The sequence below is a fragment of the Aerococcus urinae genome (genome assembly GCF_001543175.1).
GTDB classification, from domain to species: Bacteria; Bacillota; Bacilli; order Lactobacillales; family Aerococcaceae; genus Aerococcus; species Aerococcus urinae.
Genome location: NZ_CP014161.1, coordinates 445,616 through 462,649, shown reverse-complemented (window position 1 = coordinate 462,649; position 17,034 = coordinate 445,616). Strand labels below are relative to the sequence as shown.

The 17,034-nt window shown below is 44.0% G+C and carries 11 protein-coding genes; 1 reads left to right on the top strand and 10 read right to left on the bottom strand.

The window, feature by feature from the left end; all coding sequences use genetic code 11:
* Positions 1-104 precede the first annotated feature (104 nt).
* Positions 105-2,099 carry an excinuclease ABC subunit UvrB gene (uvrB, locus tag AWM73_RS02050; RefSeq protein WP_060777863.1) on the bottom strand — a complete coding sequence of 665 codons (1,995 nt, stop codon included), beginning with the start codon at positions 2,097-2,099 and terminating at the stop codon, positions 105-107.
* Between the two features lie 180 nt (positions 2,100-2,279).
* On the opposite strand from uvrB, the gene rpsT reads away from it, so the two are divergent.
* Positions 2,280-2,534, top strand: coding sequence for a 30S ribosomal protein S20 (gene rpsT, locus AWM73_RS02045; protein ID WP_060777862.1), 255 nt, complete (start codon positions 2,280-2,282; stop codon positions 2,532-2,534).
* 77 nt (positions 2,535-2,611) lie between these two features.
* On the opposite strand, the gene holA is transcribed toward rpsT, so the two are convergent.
* The 9 genes from holA to AWM73_RS02000 form a co-directional block, all read right to left on the bottom strand.
* Positions 2,612-3,631 (bottom strand): DNA polymerase III subunit delta, encoded by a 1,020-nt coding sequence (holA, locus tag AWM73_RS02040; RefSeq protein WP_060777861.1) that lies wholly within the window; start codon positions 3,629-3,631, stop codon positions 2,612-2,614.
* Positions 3,632-3,692: 61 nt separating this feature from the next.
* Positions 3,693-6,017 carry a DNA internalization-related competence protein ComEC/Rec2 gene (locus tag AWM73_RS02035; protein ID WP_060777860.1) on the bottom strand — a complete coding sequence of 775 codons (2,325 nt, stop codon included), beginning with the start codon at positions 6,015-6,017 and terminating at the stop codon, positions 3,693-3,695.
* Position 6,018: 1 nt separating this feature from the next.
* Positions 6,019-6,765 (bottom strand): helix-hairpin-helix domain-containing protein, encoded by a 747-nt coding sequence (locus tag AWM73_RS02030; protein ID WP_060777859.1) that lies wholly within the window; start codon positions 6,763-6,765, stop codon positions 6,019-6,021.
* A gap of 93 nt (positions 6,766-6,858) precedes the next feature.
* Positions 6,859-7,440 carry a 16S rRNA (guanine(966)-N(2))-methyltransferase RsmD gene (rsmD, locus tag AWM73_RS02025; RefSeq protein WP_255204086.1) on the bottom strand — a complete coding sequence of 194 codons (582 nt, stop codon included), beginning with the start codon at positions 7,438-7,440 and terminating at the stop codon, positions 6,859-6,861.
* A gap of 184 nt (positions 7,441-7,624) precedes the next feature.
* Positions 7,625-8,899: an LPXTG cell wall anchor domain-containing protein gene (locus AWM73_RS02020; RefSeq protein ID WP_060777857.1), complete on the bottom strand. Its 1,275-nt coding sequence runs from the start codon at positions 8,897-8,899 to the stop codon at positions 7,625-7,627.
* Positions 8,900-9,366: 467 nt separating this feature from the next.
* Positions 9,367-10,755 (bottom strand): group II intron reverse transcriptase/maturase, encoded by a 1,389-nt coding sequence (gene ltrA / locus AWM73_RS02015; RefSeq protein WP_235585862.1) that lies wholly within the window; start codon positions 10,753-10,755, stop codon positions 9,367-9,369.
* Between the two features lie 533 nt (positions 10,756-11,288).
* A complete protein-coding gene (locus tag AWM73_RS02010; protein ID WP_060777856.1) occupies positions 11,289-12,737 on the bottom strand; it encodes an LPXTG cell wall anchor domain-containing protein in 1,449 nt (482 codons plus the stop codon).
* 455 nt (positions 12,738-13,192) lie between these two features.
* The gene (locus AWM73_RS02005; RefSeq protein ID WP_060777855.1) at positions 13,193-13,501 is read right to left on the bottom strand and encodes a YlbG family protein; all 309 of its coding nucleotides are present in this window, start codon (positions 13,499-13,501) and stop codon (positions 13,193-13,195) included.
* 36 nt (positions 13,502-13,537) lie between these two features.
* On the bottom strand, positions 13,538-16,972 hold the full coding sequence (locus tag AWM73_RS02000; protein WP_174519273.1) for a pyruvate carboxylase: 3,435 nt from the start codon (positions 16,970-16,972) through the stop codon (positions 13,538-13,540).
* Between the last annotated feature and the right edge of the window lie 62 nt (positions 16,973-17,034).

Sequence of the window (17,034 nt, the reverse complement as noted above, 5' to 3'; positions counted from 1 at the left end):
AATCTGAAGAGCAAATAGCTCCCCTTTGCTTAATTAGGCAAAGGGGAGCTATTCTTTTATGGTTATTTACTGTTAGTAAGCATAGTTTATTTAATTGAGTAATATCATTTAATCTTATATTCCGCTTTGAGTTCTAAGATGATATCCCGCAATTCAGCCGCTTTCTCAAAGTTCAGGTCTTTAGCCGCTTGGCGCATTTCTAATTCGACATTGTGAACCGCTTCTTCTTTTTCATTGCGGTTCATGCCCCGGATGGTATCCATGAGTGATTCGTTCTCTTCTTCACTATTGACCGCTGTGGTAATGCGGATGGAATCACGGATTTCTTTTTGGATGGTTTTCGGGGTGATGTTATGCTCTTCGTTATAAGCTTCTTGAATGGCCCGCCGTCTAGCAGTTTCATCAATAGCCGCCTGCATAGACCCAGTCACGGTATCAGCATACATAATCACGTGGCCATTCTCATTCCGAGCCGCCCGGCCAATAGTTTGGATAAGTGAGCGCTCATTACGGAGGAAGCCTTCCTTGTCCGCGTCGAGGATAATCACCAGAGAGACTTCTGGCACATCGATCCCTTCCCGCAAGAGGTTAATCCCCACCAAGACATCGAAGACGCCCAGACGGAGGTCACGGATAATTTCGGTCCGCTCGAGGGTTTTAATATCCGAGTGCAGGTATTTCACCTTAATGCCGACCTCCTCTAAGTAATCGGTCAGGTCTTCCGACATTTTCTTGGTCAGAGTGGTGACAAAGACCCGGTCGCCTCTATCTACCCGCTCATTAATTTCACTAATCAAGTCATCAATTTGCCCCTTAATCGGGCGAACTTCCACTTTAGGGTCTAAGAGACCAGTTGGCCGGATAATTTGTTCCACAACTTCGCCATTAGACTTCTCAATTTCATAGTCCCCAGGGGTAGCGGAAACATAGATAGCTTGGTTGACCCGTTCTTCAAATTCAGCTAATTTCAAAGGCCGGTTGTCTAAGGCACTAGGCAGGCGGAAACCATAATCCACTAACTGTTCCTTACGAGCTTTGTCGCCGTTATACATGCCGCGTACTTGGGGCATGGTCATGTGGGATTCGTCCACCATGAGGAGGTAATCATCAGGGAAGAAATCCAGCAAGGTATATGGGGGTTGACCCGGAGCCCGACCGTCCATATGGCGGGAATAGTTCTCAATCCCGTTACAATAGCCCATTTCTAAGAGCATTTCAATATCATAGCGAGTTCTCTGTTCCAGACGTTGGGCCTCTAGAAGTTTGCCTTCGTCATTAAACTTCTTCAATTGGACCTCTAATTCCGCCTCAATGGAGTCAACCGCTCTTTGCATCTTGTTATAATCCACCACAAAGTGAGTGGCCGGATAGATGGGATAGTGTTTGACGTCATTTTTGACTTCACCGGTCAAAACATCAACTTGACGAATCCGATCAATTTCATCACCAAAGAACTCTACCCGGATGGCTTCACTATCGCGGGAAGGCAGGAAGACTTCCACCACATCCCCGCGGACGCGGAAAGTCCCACGGCGGAACTCAATGTCATTACGCTCATACTGCATATCCACCAAACGCCGCATAAAGTCATTACGGTCAACTTCTTGGCCTTGGCGGATGGAAAGGAGATGGTTTTTATACTCCATCGGGTCCACTAAACCGTAGATACAGGACACCGAAGCCACAATGATGGTATCCCGGCGTTCCAGGATCGATGAGGTGGCTGAGTGGCGGAGCTTATCGATCTCGTCATTAACCGAGGCTGATTTTTCAATATAGGAATCGCTGGAAGGCACATAGGCTTCCGGTTGGTAGTAGTCATAGTAAGAGACAAAGTATTCGACTGCGTTATGGGGGAAGAATTCCTTGAGCTCTGAATACAGTTGCCCCGCTAAGGTTTTATTATGGGCTAAGACCAAGGTCGGCCGGTTAGTCTCCGCAATGACATTAGCCATGGTAAAGGTCTTCCCGGTCCCGGTACCGCCCAAAAGGACCTGGGCCTTATCGTTATTCTCTACTCCTTCAACCAGTTTTTTGATGGCTTGGGGTTGGTCCCCACTGGGTTGGTAGGATGATACTAATTCAAACTTGCCGTCCACTTTACTTCACTCCATTTTTCTTTTCTCCTATCTAGTTTATCACGACTAGGGCCTAAACCCTATTTTAAGCTTCCAAGGACTAAGTAAAATTTCTCTTGCCAGCCTGGTCAAATTTCTGTATAATATTCATGTTAGTGACCTGTTCACTTGAAAAAGCGAAAAAAGAAAGAGGTGGACTCCATGGCAAACATTGCATCAGCTATTAAACGCGTACGTCAAAACGAAAAGAACGCTGCAGTAAACTCTGCAAAAGTCAGCGAAATGCGTACCGCTATTAAACGTTTCGAAACTGCTGTCCAAGAAGGCGCAGATAACGTCGAAGAATTACACCAACATGCTCAAAAATTAGTGGACCAAGCAGTTTCTAAGAACTTAATCCACGCTAATAAAGCAAGCCGTATTAATTCACGTATGGCTCAAAAATTAAACAAGTAATTAAAAAAGCCACCGCTTCTCTTAACTGGCCTAAGCCGTTGAAGAAGCGGTGTTTTTTTGTGTATTTCTTTCGCTGACTAGGCCGCAAAGCGCAAGATAAACCATTCAATGCCTAAGTTAGGATCTACCTGGCCTGACTTAATCTCATAATCCAACTCCACCAAGTCCTGGTAGGCTGCTAGTAATTGCTTGCCATCGTAGGAGCGCATTTGTTTCATACTCATCTTGACCCGGTAAGGATGGGCGCCTAGGCTCTTGGCTATTGCCCCTTGGTCATAACCCGTGCGGGAAAGAAGTGCAATTTGGCTAAAAAGTCGAAAGTTAGCCTCTAAAAGGGCCAAAATCGCAATAGGCTGGTGTTTTTCCTGGATCAGGGTCCGATACAAGTCCAAGGCCGCTTCCAGGCGGTGGGCCATGACATAGTCGGTCAAGTGGAAGATATTATTATCCAAGGAAGGCGAAACCACGGTCTCGACATCGTGCTTAGTGATACGGTCTTCCTGACCCACAAAGAGAAAGAGCTTCTCCAATTCATTCATGGCACTCGATAGCTGATAGTTGGTTCTTTCCAAAAAAAGCTGTAAAACCGAACGATCCATCAAGTAGCCCGCATTTCTGACATAGTCTTTAATATAGTTAGTCGTGGTGGACTCATCCGCCAAGGAAACGTCGACCAGATTGGCGGCTTTTTTTATTTGCTTAACAACCTTTTTGCGCCCGTCTAATTTCTCAAAATCACAGACAAAGACCAGGGTCACGTCAGGGGCCGGTTCAGCCAGATAGTCCAAGAGGGCCTGGGTATTTTCCTCCTTCTTCCCCTTCTCCGTACTCAAAAAGACCGGATTAGTCAGCCAGATAATCTTAGGCTCAGAAAAAAAGGAAATGGTATTGGCCTCTACCAGGGCCTCTTCTAAGGAATGTTCTTCTAAGTCTAAGCGGACAAAGTTAAAATCACTGACCGCTTCTTGGTCCCCAATGACCGCTCGACTTAACTGATTTTCAAATTCTTGGATCAAAAACTTCTCTTCCCCTAATAAAAGGTAGATAGGATCCACTTGTCCTGCCTTAATTTTCTGTATGGTACTTTGAAAAGTCATGACGCCCCTCCTCACATCCCATCTATTTTAACTGACAAGGCCGACTTTGTCATTAAACAAGTCAATCTCCAATAAAATCTTCTTCCCCCGCTGCTTTTACCGTCTTAAAAACATAATGCCTTCCCAGGTAAAAATAATGGATAGCCCCATCCCGGTCAGTGCGGAAAGTTGTTGCCTTGACTGCAGCTAGATTATCGACTACCCGGTCACTGGGATGGCCGTAGCGGTTATTCTCTCCCACTGAAATCAAGGCATAGTGGGGTTGCCATTGGGCGATTAGATCACTAGGGCTGGAATGGTCAGAGCCATGGTGGGCTACCTTCAAGACATCGATCGGTCCATTAAGCTTTTCTGCCATTTGGATCTCAGCAGCCCCATCGATATCTCCAGTAAAAAGAAAAGTCAAGGGACCCATCCTACCTAACATAGCTAAGGAATCTTCATTCTCCCCTGGTCCTGGTTTTTCTGGCATCAGGACTTCCAAGGCCATGGACCGATTGAGACTTAGACTTTGGCCAGCTTGGAGCCAGACCACTTGGATATGGGGATTCTTACTGACTTTGAGCGCCTGATCCAAGATGGCTAGGACTTCATGATCTTCCTGCATGCCAATAGGTAAATAGAGATTGTCTACCGAGATTTGGCTAATGATTTCAGGTGCCGACCCATAGTGGTCAAAGTCGCCATGGGTCAAGAATAGCCCGGCTAGTGAGCGGACTCCCTGGGCGGCTAAGGCAGGCTGAATTTGACTTTCAAACAAGGTCCGTCTGGGTCGCTTTTGCCAGTCTTCTTTGGGAAAAGTGGGCCTGCCAGCCGCATCAATCAAATAGGCCGAGGCAGAAAACGGCGGTTTGACGAGGATACAATCCCCTTGACCGATATCTAAGACAGCTACCTGGCCTAGAGGGGATAAATGAGGGAAAAGATACAAGAACATGAGAGTAAGAGCCAAGGCCACCCAGCCTCGCCCTTTCCTCTTGGCTAAGACTTGCCGATCTAACCAATAAGCCAATATCATGCAATAAAACAGGACAAAGATAAAAGGCAGATGTCCAGTTAGCCAGTAAAATCCTGGCAGGTCACTAAAAAAGACCGACACTTTCTCTAGATGAAGGACCAGCCAGGACAAGGGCCAGGCCACTAGGGACACTAGCCAGCCTAATCCTCCTATTCCTAAAGCCACTACCAAAAGAAGGCCAGGAAAAAGACAGACAGAAAATAGCCAGGAATAAAAGTAATTGACCCACAAGGCTAACCAAGAGAAACCAGCCTGACTGATAATGAGGAAAGGAATGGTGACCAAGGTGCAGGCCAAAGAACAGATGAATTCTTCCTGCCAGGCCTGCTTAAAGGGCGGTGCTTGTTTAATAATTAATAAGGTAGCAGTTAGAGCATAGGACAACTGAAAACCCAAAGAAAAGATGGCCTGGGGATGGATAAGGAGGATAAATAATAGCGACCAGGCTAGGCCAGCCCAGGGATCGACAGGTCGGTCGGCCCGCCTTTGAATGAAGGCGTAAAGATAAGACCCAATAGCCCGAATCATCCCATAAGGTAAGCCAAGTAAACAGCCATAAAGCAGTAAGACTACTAAGGCAATCCATTGGTAGTGTTCTACTAAGACCCCCAGGCGGAGAAGTGACCGCTTCAACAAGGCTAATAAATAGTTGACATGAAAACCAGATAGGGAAAATAAATGAATAATCCCAATTTCCTGGTAGGCAGCCATGGCCGATTGGTCAATGCCGGACTTATCATTCAAAAAGAGAGCCTGGAAATAATCCGCCAAGATTCCTAAGTCCAAGCCCTGTAAATAGGCATATATGCTCTGGCGAAAGTTGGGCCAAAAATAAGACCAATAGGGTAAATCAGCCAGTTCTTGAACCTTTTCTACCTCACAGACCCAATCAATGTTTTGCCGACTCAAATAGACCTGGTAGTCAAAACCATGAAAATTACGCTGGCCGTTGGGAGGGGTTAAGTGGCCTAGGAGACTGACTTGAAAAGATCGCTCTTGATTTAACCAAGCCGCCTGCTCAGCCTCAGATTTTAAGTAATAAAAGACTTGAAAATTTTCCCCCGTTGCCAATTCTTGGCCTTGAAATTGGACTAAGTCCCCTTCCACCTTCAAGTTATCGATAGCCACTTCTAAAGTTAAAGCAGCCTCCCCTCCAGTAAAATGAGACGTCCGTTGACTAAGGAGATAAAGATAGGCAGCCATCAGACAGTGACTGACAAGTAGCCACTTGACCAGTCCCTTCTTCTTTAAGGCAATTACCCGGCCCCAATACCAAAGATAGAAGACCAGGGTCCAAACCGAAGGCGCCAACATGAGGGCTGTCAGTAAGAGGATGCCCAAGGCTAACCAAAAAATCTTCGTCTTCATCTTAATTCACAGTAATTTGTTCTTTGATCTTCTCAAAGGTCTTGTCGCCAATACCAGAGACTTCGGTAATCTCCTCAATCGTTTGAAAAGACCCCTTACTTTCCCGATATTGGATAATATCAGCCGCCTTCTTCTCCCCTATGCCGGATATTTCTTGGAGTTGGCTGGCGTCAGCAGTATTGATATTGATCTTCTGACTATCTCCCTGGCTACTTCCTGCAGTTGGGCCATCCTCAGACAAAGCAGGAGTTATAGCCATCAAGTCATCCGCTCCCACCTCTTCATCCAAGGCCGGCACATAGACCACCATCTGGTCCTGGAGGCGTTGGGAGAGATTAATCCGTTTAGAATCGGCTTGGTCATTGAGTCCACCCGCCAAATCAATGGCATCGAGGACACGATCACCTGCTTGAACTTGGTATAGGCCAGGGGACTTGACTGCCCCTTTGACATCCACATAGATTAAATCGTCTCCCTGCCCCTCTGAATTCCCAGCTTCGCCACCTTCCGCTTGGTCTGTCACGGACGGCTCCGGCTGACTATTTTCCTCTAGATCAACTGATTCCACCAAGGCGGTTGCGGCTACTGGGGCTTGACCAGCTGGACTAAGCACCCGGTCAAAAACAAAATAAAACAAAACAGCCACCAATAAAACCCCAGCGACCAAGGCTCCGACCAGTAATTTGCCATAATTTTCAATGATTTCTGCAAAGGATAAGTTCTTTAATTCTTCCCACCACGCTTGCATAGCGACACCTCTTTCTCTACTTATTCATCCGTAAAGAAAGCATCAGTTAACGAAAAAAGCTGACTTCAATTTCATGAAATCAGCTTGAATGCCCTATGCAGCAAAACGATAGCAAACCACCCGGGTGTGGCCGTAAGTCGCATTTTTAAAGACGTGTAAGTTTCCCACGATGTCAGGCAGGTTATCTTGACTATCCAGCTCACAAACCACTGTGACTTGGTCACTGAGCCAGCCTTCTTCTTGGAACTGAAGGAGCAAGTCTTCCAAATGTTGGCCCTTATAAGGCGGATCTAAGAAAACCCAGTCAAATTGTAAGTTAGGAGCCTTCTTCCGCAAAAACTTCAACTGCTTTTGGTTGTCACCCTTCAATAAGTGGTAACGCTCTTCAAGATGGGCTTTACCCACATTCTTAGCAATTGTTTCTTGGGCCTTACAGAAACGTTCAAAAGCATAAACCTCATCAGCTCCCCGCGATAAGGCTTCCAGTCCCAGAGCTCCTGACCCCGCATAAAAGTCAAGGACAATCCCGCCATCTAGGTATTGACCAATAATATTAAACATGGACTCCTTAATCTTATCTGTCGTGGGCCGGGTATTTGATCCTGGCACCGCTTGTAGGGGGATCCCCCCAAATTCACCGGCTATAATCCGCATCTTGCCACATCCCTTCTCAATTCGCTATTCATTATAGCACAGTCATTTACGAAGAGACGACCGATTCATAGCCCTTTTCCGGCTATAAACAAAGAAAGACCTTGGCACGAAAGCACCAAGGTCCGCTAGAGGGAGAGTAAGATATTCTTGCACCTTTATTTAAGCAATTTAGATACTATTAACTATTCGCTTAAGGTCTAGTTAATTATTTACGACGACGGAAAGATAGAGCTGAACCAGCAGCAACTAAGGCAACACCTAAGCCTGCAACAGAACCAGCAACTACACCAGTAGCTGGTAATTTAGCGTTAGCTTTTTGAGCTTTAGCGTCTTTCTTAGCTTTGTTGTCTTTCTTAGCTTTTTCGTTAGCTACGACAACTTTGCCATCAGTATTCTTCTTGTTACCTGATTCCTTACCTTTTTCTCCTTTAGCTTTAGGAGCTTCATTAGCTGGTTTATCAGCAGATGTTTTTTCAGCTTTTGGTGCTGAAGGGTTTAAAGGTTCGCCAGTTTCAGGGTTTAAAGCTTTAGGTTTAACAACGCTACCAGGAACTTTTTCAGCAACTGTTCCTTCTACTGGTTTCATAGTTGTGTAAACTACATAGTGGTCACCTTCAGCCAATGGATTTGAACCTGGGAAAGCAGCTAATGCTTCTTCAACAGTTTTAAATTCATATTTAACTTTAGGTGATGCTTGTGTATAAACAACATATTTACCATTTTCAAATAGAGGTTCTACATCTTGGAAAGCGTTAAATGCTTCTTCTTGAGTATCAAACACATATTTTAATAATGGAGCTTGAGTTGTATATACGTAGTATTTACCGTTTTCAGCTAAAGGATCTAGGTTAGGGAATGCATTCGTAGCTTCTTCTAAAGTATTGAATTCATATTTAACTAATTGACCTTTATCGGTATATACAACATATTTTTTACTTGCATTATCATATAATGGTTTTGAACCAGGATATGCTCCTAAAGCTTCTTTCAAACTATTAAAGTAATGTGGAACAGCTTCATAAGAAGTAGTTGGAGCAACTTTATTCACTTTTGTTGCACCAAATGGGTCTTCTGCAGAATTTAATTCAGTACCTTTTTGTTTATTTTTGAAAGGTGCTTCTGCTTCGGTGAATTTTTCACCTTGTGTTTTACCAGCAAAAGGTGCTTCTGCTTCAGTAAATTGAGGTTTTTTAACTTCTCTACCAGCAAAAGGTGCTTCTGCTTTGGTTAAAGGACCTTTATCTGAAGTTTTTTCAGCTGGTTTTTCAGCTGGTTTTTCTTCGTTGGGTTTTACTTCTTCTTTATTATCGGTTGCGTTATTTTCTGCACCATGAACTACTTTTTTACCTGCGAAAGGATTTTCAGCAGCGGTGAGGGTTGGTTCAGCTGCTTGAGCAACAGTTGCTTCAGCTGAGAAAAACACACCAGCTGCAGCAGTAGTAGCTACTGCGCCTAATAATAATTTTTTCAAGTCTTTCATAATATTGACCTCCCATTACAAAATCATATATTTCTTTGCCAGTGCACTAGTAAAGAATGTCAGCTTATTTATCGCTGAACTTTCGTGCAAGTAAATTTTTTATCTCCCTCTATAAATTAATTTTAGTACATATTCAATTATATTCAAGTTATACTTCGCAAAATCTTCACACTTTTAGTATTTTCTGGCTAATATGTCATATTTTTGACACACTGAAGCTAGTCTTAATAAGGATTCTAATCTATATTTACAAATTTTACAATTTAATTACAGAAATGTTAATTTAACAAAGTTATCCTTTATTTCTATTTCTTTTTATGATTTTTTAAATTTTAAGCAAAAAGTGTTGATAAAGAACTTTTAATTCTCATCAACACCTAGGTACTATAGAATCGAGTAGGACTCTGTCCGTTAGTCGGACAGAGGACCTCTCACACCACCGTACGTACGGTTCCGTATACGGCGGTTCAATATCTTAAATAGGCAGACTTCGCCAGGAGGGTTAATGATTTTAATCCCCACTGACGGAGTCTTTTTGTTGTCAGAGCGTAGTGCACCTCCGGTGTCTTGGATAGGCGCCAATATTTCTTGCGTGAGAAAGCAATACGCTTCGCGCTATCACTATCCAATCCCAACCGCATGAGGCGTATAATCTTCGTTCGACAGTTTTTCCATCGCTTCAAAATGAGTTGCCTTAGGCGATGGTTTAACCATTGTTCTATATCTTCAATATAGGTTTTAATATAACCTAATCCAAAATAGTTGATCCAGCCTTGTGTGACTTGGTTGATCTCTTTTACAATGGTTTTAAAGGGACCTGGTCGCTTTCGACTTGTCAGACGTTTTAACTTTGCTTTGAATTTCTTCTTCGCTTCATTCGTCGGACGAAAACGACAACCCTTTCGGGTAGGCATGATAAGGCAACCCAAGAATTTTAAACGGGTTGGCGAACCCACTTGACTTTTCTCATGGTTAACGGTTAATCGAAGATCTTTTTCAATGTAAGTAGTAATACTTTTTAGCACACGTTCTCCTGCTCGCTTAGATTTGACGAAAATCGCAAAGTCATCTGCGTAACGCACAAAACGATGTCCACGACGTTCTAATTCTCTATCCAATTCATTTAAATAAACATTACATAGAAGCGGTGAAATGACACCCCCTTGAGGGGTGCCCGTATGACTGTTAATCAATTGACCCATCAGATCAATAACACCTGCACTCATAAAACGTCTAAGAATACGTGATATCGCTGGATCTTTTACCATTTGTTCCAAGTAATGAATCATTTTATCTTGATTAAAATTATCAAAACAATTCTTCAGATCACAATCAACCACAACTTTATAGCCTGTTTCGTAATAGTCGACACATTGTTTCAGTGCACTATGTGCACTCTTGCCTTTACGAAAACCATGACTATAAGGTGATAGTTGAGGATCTATGATTGGTTCAATCACTTGTCGAATGGCTTGTTGAACAATGCGATCCCTGACAACAGGAATACCTAATCGACGAACTCCTCCATTGGCCTTAGGGATTTCTACCCGCTTGACCGGTTGAGGTTTATATGTTGCATTCATCAGTTTCTGTTGTAAGGGTCTAAGATACTTTCTTACTTCGGCTTCCGCATCTTTTGCGGAAACACCATCAATACCAGCTGCTCCTTTGTTCTTTCGAACCGATTGAGCCGCACGCATGAGTTTTTCTTCTCTGACAACGAGACTCATTAGAGACCCATCATGTCTTTTCATATATTCAATAGCTCTACTACTAAGCACACCTGCATACTTTTCAGGTTCCACCTTATTTCTCTGTAGGCTGCGTTGCTTTCGCAACTTTTCTGCTTTTCCCATAATTGAGCTACCTCCCATCTAAATAAACATGGATATTGTTCAGTCCTTCGTTTCCTCTGGAAACTACTATGACTTCGGCTGACTTCTTACAGTAAACCTTTTTCGACCGGCTTCTTATAAGGGGACTCCTGCGCCGTCTGTGAGATCTCCCTGGGTAAGAACGACAACTTTCTACTCATGTCACTGCTTCATCTACTGTCTCAGATTCGTGCAGTATTGGACTTCACTTTGTTAGGCAAGCTCATCCATCTTTTGACAGCCTTTCTTTATGAAGTTTCTGTACGTCAGTGCAAGTATTTGCCTCCAACTTCCTTCAGATTCCACCTCACGGTGGACACCCTTGTCTTTGGCTAACAGTTCCTACTGCAAAGGCCTGTAGTGGACTTTCACCACCGAGTTGTCGCCCATGCCAGGCACACATACAAAAAACCTTGGCGCCGAAGCACCAAGGTTCACTAGAGGGAGAGTATGATATTTTGCACGCTTTTTAAGCAATTAAGATATTATTAACTATTCTCTAAAGAGCTAGTTAATTATTTACGACGACGGAAAGCGAATGCTGAACCAGCAGCTACTAAAGCAACACCTAAGCCAGCAACAGAACCAGCAACTACACCAGTAGCTGGTAATTTAGCGTTAGCTTTTTCAGCTTTAGCTTCTTTCTTAGCTTTTTCATCTTTTTCGTTAGCGACAACAACTTTAGCGTCTTTGCCATCTTTCTTGTTGTCTTTATCAGCTTTAGCGTTATCTTTTTTGCCTTCAGCTTCAGGATCTTCTTCAGTTGGTTTTTCGTTTTCTTCAGCCTTAGGATCTTTTTCGTCTGCAGCTGCTTCTTCACCCTTATCTAATTCGTCAAGAGCGTTTTGAGCGGCTTCTGCACGACCTTCAGCATCCTTGATTTCCTTAGCAACTTCTTCAGAACCTTTACCGATAAGTTCTTCTAAGTTTGCTTGAAGTTCTTTATCAGCAATTTGTAAGTCTTCGTTAACGTCAACTTTTTGGTCTAATGATAATTGAGCTAAGTAACCGGCTGCTTTATCTGCTTGAGCTTGAGCTAAACGATATTGTTCTTGGTAAACGTTTAAGTTAGTACGAGCAAGTTTTAAGTTTTGTTCAGCTTCTTCGAAAGCATCTTTTGCTGCTTTAGCGTCTTTAACAGCTTGTTCTAAACCGGATTGTTTGTAACGGTCGTTACCGCCTTCGCCATCTAAGTTATATTTAAATTGGATTTGACGAATTTGTTCATCAAGTTCATTCTTAGCAACAGCCTTAGCTTCTTCTTGGTCTTTCTTAGCAGCTTCATTGTCTTCTTTCTTGAAGTCAGTTGCCTTTGTTAAAGCGTTTTGAGCTTCTTGAAGAGCGGTCTTAGCAGCTTCTAAGTCAGTTTCATATTGAGTCTTCAATTCATCAGAAGCGTCTGCTGAATTATCAACTAATTCTTGAGCATTGTTAACATTAGTTGTGGCAGTGTTAACAGCTTCTTGTGCTTCTTGTTCTGCACGGTTGTTAGCAGTTACACGGTCAGTGTATTCTTTATCGATAGTAGCTACTTTATCTTCGTAAGCTTTACCAACTTTATCTAAAGCATCGTTACGAGCATTGATAACTTCTTGCTCATTTTTAGCATCTGTACCAGCTAATTTGTTAGCTTCATCTAAAGCTGCTTGCTTGTTGTCATAGTTTTCTTTAGCTGCTGTAAGGTCAGCTTCTTCTTGGGCAACAACTTTTTCTTGAGAAACAATCTTGTTTTCTGCATCCTTAGCATCGGCACTTGCAGCGTCATAGTGCTTAATTGCTTCTTTAGCAGTATGAACAGCGTCTGACTTAGTCATTTCACTAGTTTTAGCATTAGCGTCATAGTCATAAGTTACGCCGTTATAAGTTTCAGCTGCTTGAGCAACCGCAACGTCAGAAGCGAAGAATACACCAGCTGCTGCGGTTGTAGCCGCTGCGCCTAATAATAATTTTTTCAAGTCTTTCATAATATTGACCTCCCATTACAAAATTGAGTGATAGATACACTACGTTAAGTAATTGTTATATTTAATATTTATCTTTCTTTGCCAGTGCACTAGTAAAGAATTTCAGCCTAGTTATAAGCTGCGATTACCGTGCAAAATTTTATCACCGCTCTCCCTCATATCTCTCATTTTAACAGATATTTTTATTTTTTGTATGAATAAAGCACATAAAGTTCACAATTTAATCATATTTTATAAAATTACTAAAGTATGACACGATAAAAACCATTTGTAGCAAACAATTTGTATATTTCTAGAGAAATTATTAAATAAATTACATTTTTATGACAATTGTCATCATTGGGTCAACATCACTGACATTGTAGGTTTTCTTACAACTTTATTTAGCTTTACGCAAACTTTTTATTCTCAAGCAAATAAAAAACGTAGCAGTTTTTTCTGCTACGTTAGCTTGTTTATTTCGGTGGATAGATAAAGTCCTCGAATTCCTTGATGACTTTGGCGCGGTCTTCTTCGCCGTCTAAAGCCACTGTAAAATCCATGTTGATGGTAGCTTTGGGAGAGACAGTGACTTTAATGACTTGTCGGACTTTCTTGAGTCCCTCGACAGCTTCTTCTACCTGGTCCTTATCGACATAAAGGATGGCGTATTTACGTTCCTTGTTCAGGTAGTGAAGATAGCCATAGCGTTTCAATTGCCGAGTTTTTTGGGTGGAATTCAACCAGACGACGAGTTCTTGCCGTTGGGTATGAGAATTGGTCATGGCACCAGGCTCCTTTCTCTTAAATGATCCTTTGTCTTATTCAGTTTCTAGTTCAATCAATAGGTCTCCGATTTCAACTTGTTCGCCGGCTTGGACAGTGACTTGACGGACCTTACCCGCCTTTGGTGCCTTGATGGTGGTTTCCATCTTCATGGCTTCAGTCACTAGGACCACTTGGCCAGCACTGACATGGTCGCCTTCATTGATTTCCACCTTGAGAATCGACCCGGGCATAGTTGCTGCAATATGGTTGGGATTATTGGTATCTGCCTTGGGACGACTGGCCACCACATTGGTGTAGTGGGCGTCTTGGACGGCAATTTCCCGCCGTTGACCATTCAAGTCGAAGTAGATAATCCGTTGCCCAGAGTGATCGGCTTCCCCAATTTCAATCAGGCGAATGAGGAGGACCTTGCCCTTTTCAATTTCAACGGTAATGGTTTCACCTTGGCGCATTCCATTAAAGAAGGTAGGCGTATCGACATTCGAGATGTCACTATAACGAGCAATCTTCTCCCGGTAGTCGGTGAAGACTTTGGGGTACATGAGATAGCCGAGCACATCTTTATTGTCGACTTCATCGCCTAATTTTTCACTTAGTTCTGCCTTAACTTGATCAAAATCAACCGGTTCTAAGAGATCGCCAGGACGTTCTTCGGTATAGTCAGCGCCTTTGAGGATGATCTCGCGAACGTCTGCTGGAAAACCGCCTGCTGGTTGACCCAATTTTCCTTGGAAGAATTCAATCACGGAATCAGGAAAATCGATGGTCTTGCCCTTTTCGTAGAAGTCTTCAATGGATAAGTCATTTTGGACCATGAAAAGGGCCATATCACCGACCACCTTAGAGGAGGGGGTTACCTTGACAATGTCGCCAAAGAGCAAGTTGACATCGTGGTACATGACCTTGACTTCTTCCCAACGGTCGCCTAAGCCAACAGAAGCAGCCTGTTGTTGGAGGTTGGTATACTGGCCTCCTGGCATTTCGGTCCGGTAAATTTCGGTTTCTGGGGTTTTTAATCCAGAGGCGAAATCTTCATAATAGGTCCGCACACCTGACCAGTATTGGTTCATGGCTTGGGCATTCTTCACGTTAATTGTTGGCTTACGGTCATTGTGTTCCAAGGCATAGTAGAAACTGGTCATACTTGGTTGGCTGGTGGTTGAGGAGAAGGCTGAAGTGGCCACGTCCACAATATCGATGCCAGCCCGAACCGCTTCCGAATACATCATAATCCCATTTCCTGAGGTGTCATGGGTATGAAGATGGATCGGTACATCGATTTTGTCCTTTAATTCAGAAATCAAGACATAGGCTGCTTGTGGCTTCAAGAGCCCCGCCATATCCTTAATGGCAATAATATCCGCTCCCATAGTTTGGAGTTCCTTGGCTAAGTTGATATAGTAATTGAGGTCATACTTGCTGCGATTAGGATCTAAGATATCCCCGGTATAACACATGGCTGCTTCGGCAATCTTTCCAGTTTCCTTGACAAACTCTAAGGGCCGTTCAATTTGCTTGGACCAGTTCAAACTGTCAAAGATTCGAAAGACATCGATCCCCGTTTCTGCCGCTTGTTTAATAAATGCCCGTAAAACATTGTCCGGATAGGCGGTATAGCCCACCGCATTGGACCCTCGAAAGAGCATTTGCAGAAGGGTATTGGGCATAGCCTGACGAAGTTTCTCTAAGCGTACCCAAGGGTCTTCGGTTAAGAAACGATAGGCCGTATCAAAGGTCGCCCCGCCCCAGACTTCTTGGGAGAAGATGGCCGGGTTAGCCGCTTCCATTTGTTCAGCGGCCTTGAGCATATCTCTCGTCCGCATCCGGGTCGCAATCAGACTTTGGTGGGCGTCCCGCATGGTGGTTTCGGTTAGGAGGACTTCCTTAGTGTCATGGATATAGCGTTGGACGCCGGAAACGCCCGCTTGGTCGAGGACCTGTTTGGCACTTGGTCGGTCTACGGTCACTTCCTCTATGTCAGGAATATGGGCCGGACGGTAGTGGGGCTTATCTTTTTGTTGTAAGCCTGGGAAACCATTGACCGTGGTATCCCCAATATATTGGAGGATCTTATTGCCCCGGTCACGGTTACGTTCCTTAGGAAAGTCGAAAAGTTCTGGTGTATTGTCGATAAAGGTTGTGGTGGCTTGGCCACTGGTGAAAGTCGGATGGGTGAGCACATTCATTAAGAAAGGAATATTATTGTGGACGCCCCGGATCCGGTATTCCCGTAGCCCCCGGACCATCTTGCGCACCGTGTCTTCAAAGGTCATGGAATGGGAAACCAGCTTGGTTAAGAGGGAATCGTAGTAAGGCGACACTTCGGTATTGGTATAACCATTCCCGGCATCTAAACGCAGGCCAAATCCACCTGGTGACCGATAAGTATTAATTTTCCCGGTATCAGGGAAGAAATGGTTGGCCGGGTCTTCAGTCGTGATCCGACATTGGATGGAATAACCAATCAGAGGCATGTCTTCCTGCTTAGGAATTCCAATTTCCTCTAAAGTCTTCCCCGCTGCGATTTGGATCTGAGCTTGGACAATGTCGATACCGGTTATTTCTTCACTGACCGTATGTTCCACTTGGACCCGGGGATTGACTTCAATAAAGTAGAAGTCATCACCAGAAACCAGGAATTCCACAGTCCCCGCGTTAACATAGCCCACATTGACCATCAATTGCCGAGCTGCTTGGCAAATTCGTAGTCTTAAGTCATGGTCTAAGGAAACGGAAGGCGCCATTTCTACCACTTTTTGGTGGCGGCGCTGGATCGAACAGTCCCGCTCCCATAGGTGGACCACATTGCCGGCCTGGTCACCTAAGATTTGGACTTCAATATGCTTAGGGTTTTCAATGTATTTTTCCGCATAAATTTCGTCGGATCCAAAGGCAGTCTTGGCTTCACTTTTAGCGGTATTATAGGCTTCTTCCACTTCATCGTCAGAACGAACGACCCGCATACCACGGCCACCGCCACCTAGAGCGGCCTTAACCATAATCGGATAACCAGCCTTCTTAGCAAAAATCTTGACCTCTTCAACCGATTCCACGTCCCCTTCAGTCCCGGGAACTTCTTGGATGCCCGCCTGATGGGCAGCCGCCTTGGCCTTAATCTTGTCCCCAAACATGTCTAGGGTATCGGTATTTGGTCCAATGAAGATAATCCCCTCTTCCCGACAGCGACTAGCAAATTCTTGATTTTCAGAGAGAAAGCCATAGCCGGGATGGATGGCATCAGCCTGGGTTTCCTTAGCGATGCGGATAATATCTTCAATGTCTAAATAGGCATCAACAGGTTTCTTGCCGGCGCCAACCAGGTAGGATTCATCAGCCTTAAAACGGTGGACACTGGTTTCATCTTCACGGGCGAAGATAGCCACAGTTTCAATGCCTAATTCATAACAGGCCCGAAAGACCCGAATCGCAATCTCGCCACGGTTGGCGACTAAGACTTTTTTTATCATAATATTCCCTCCGTTAATGCTTGAATTAGCTTTGCCTATGAAAGCGGTTATAATAGTCTCAT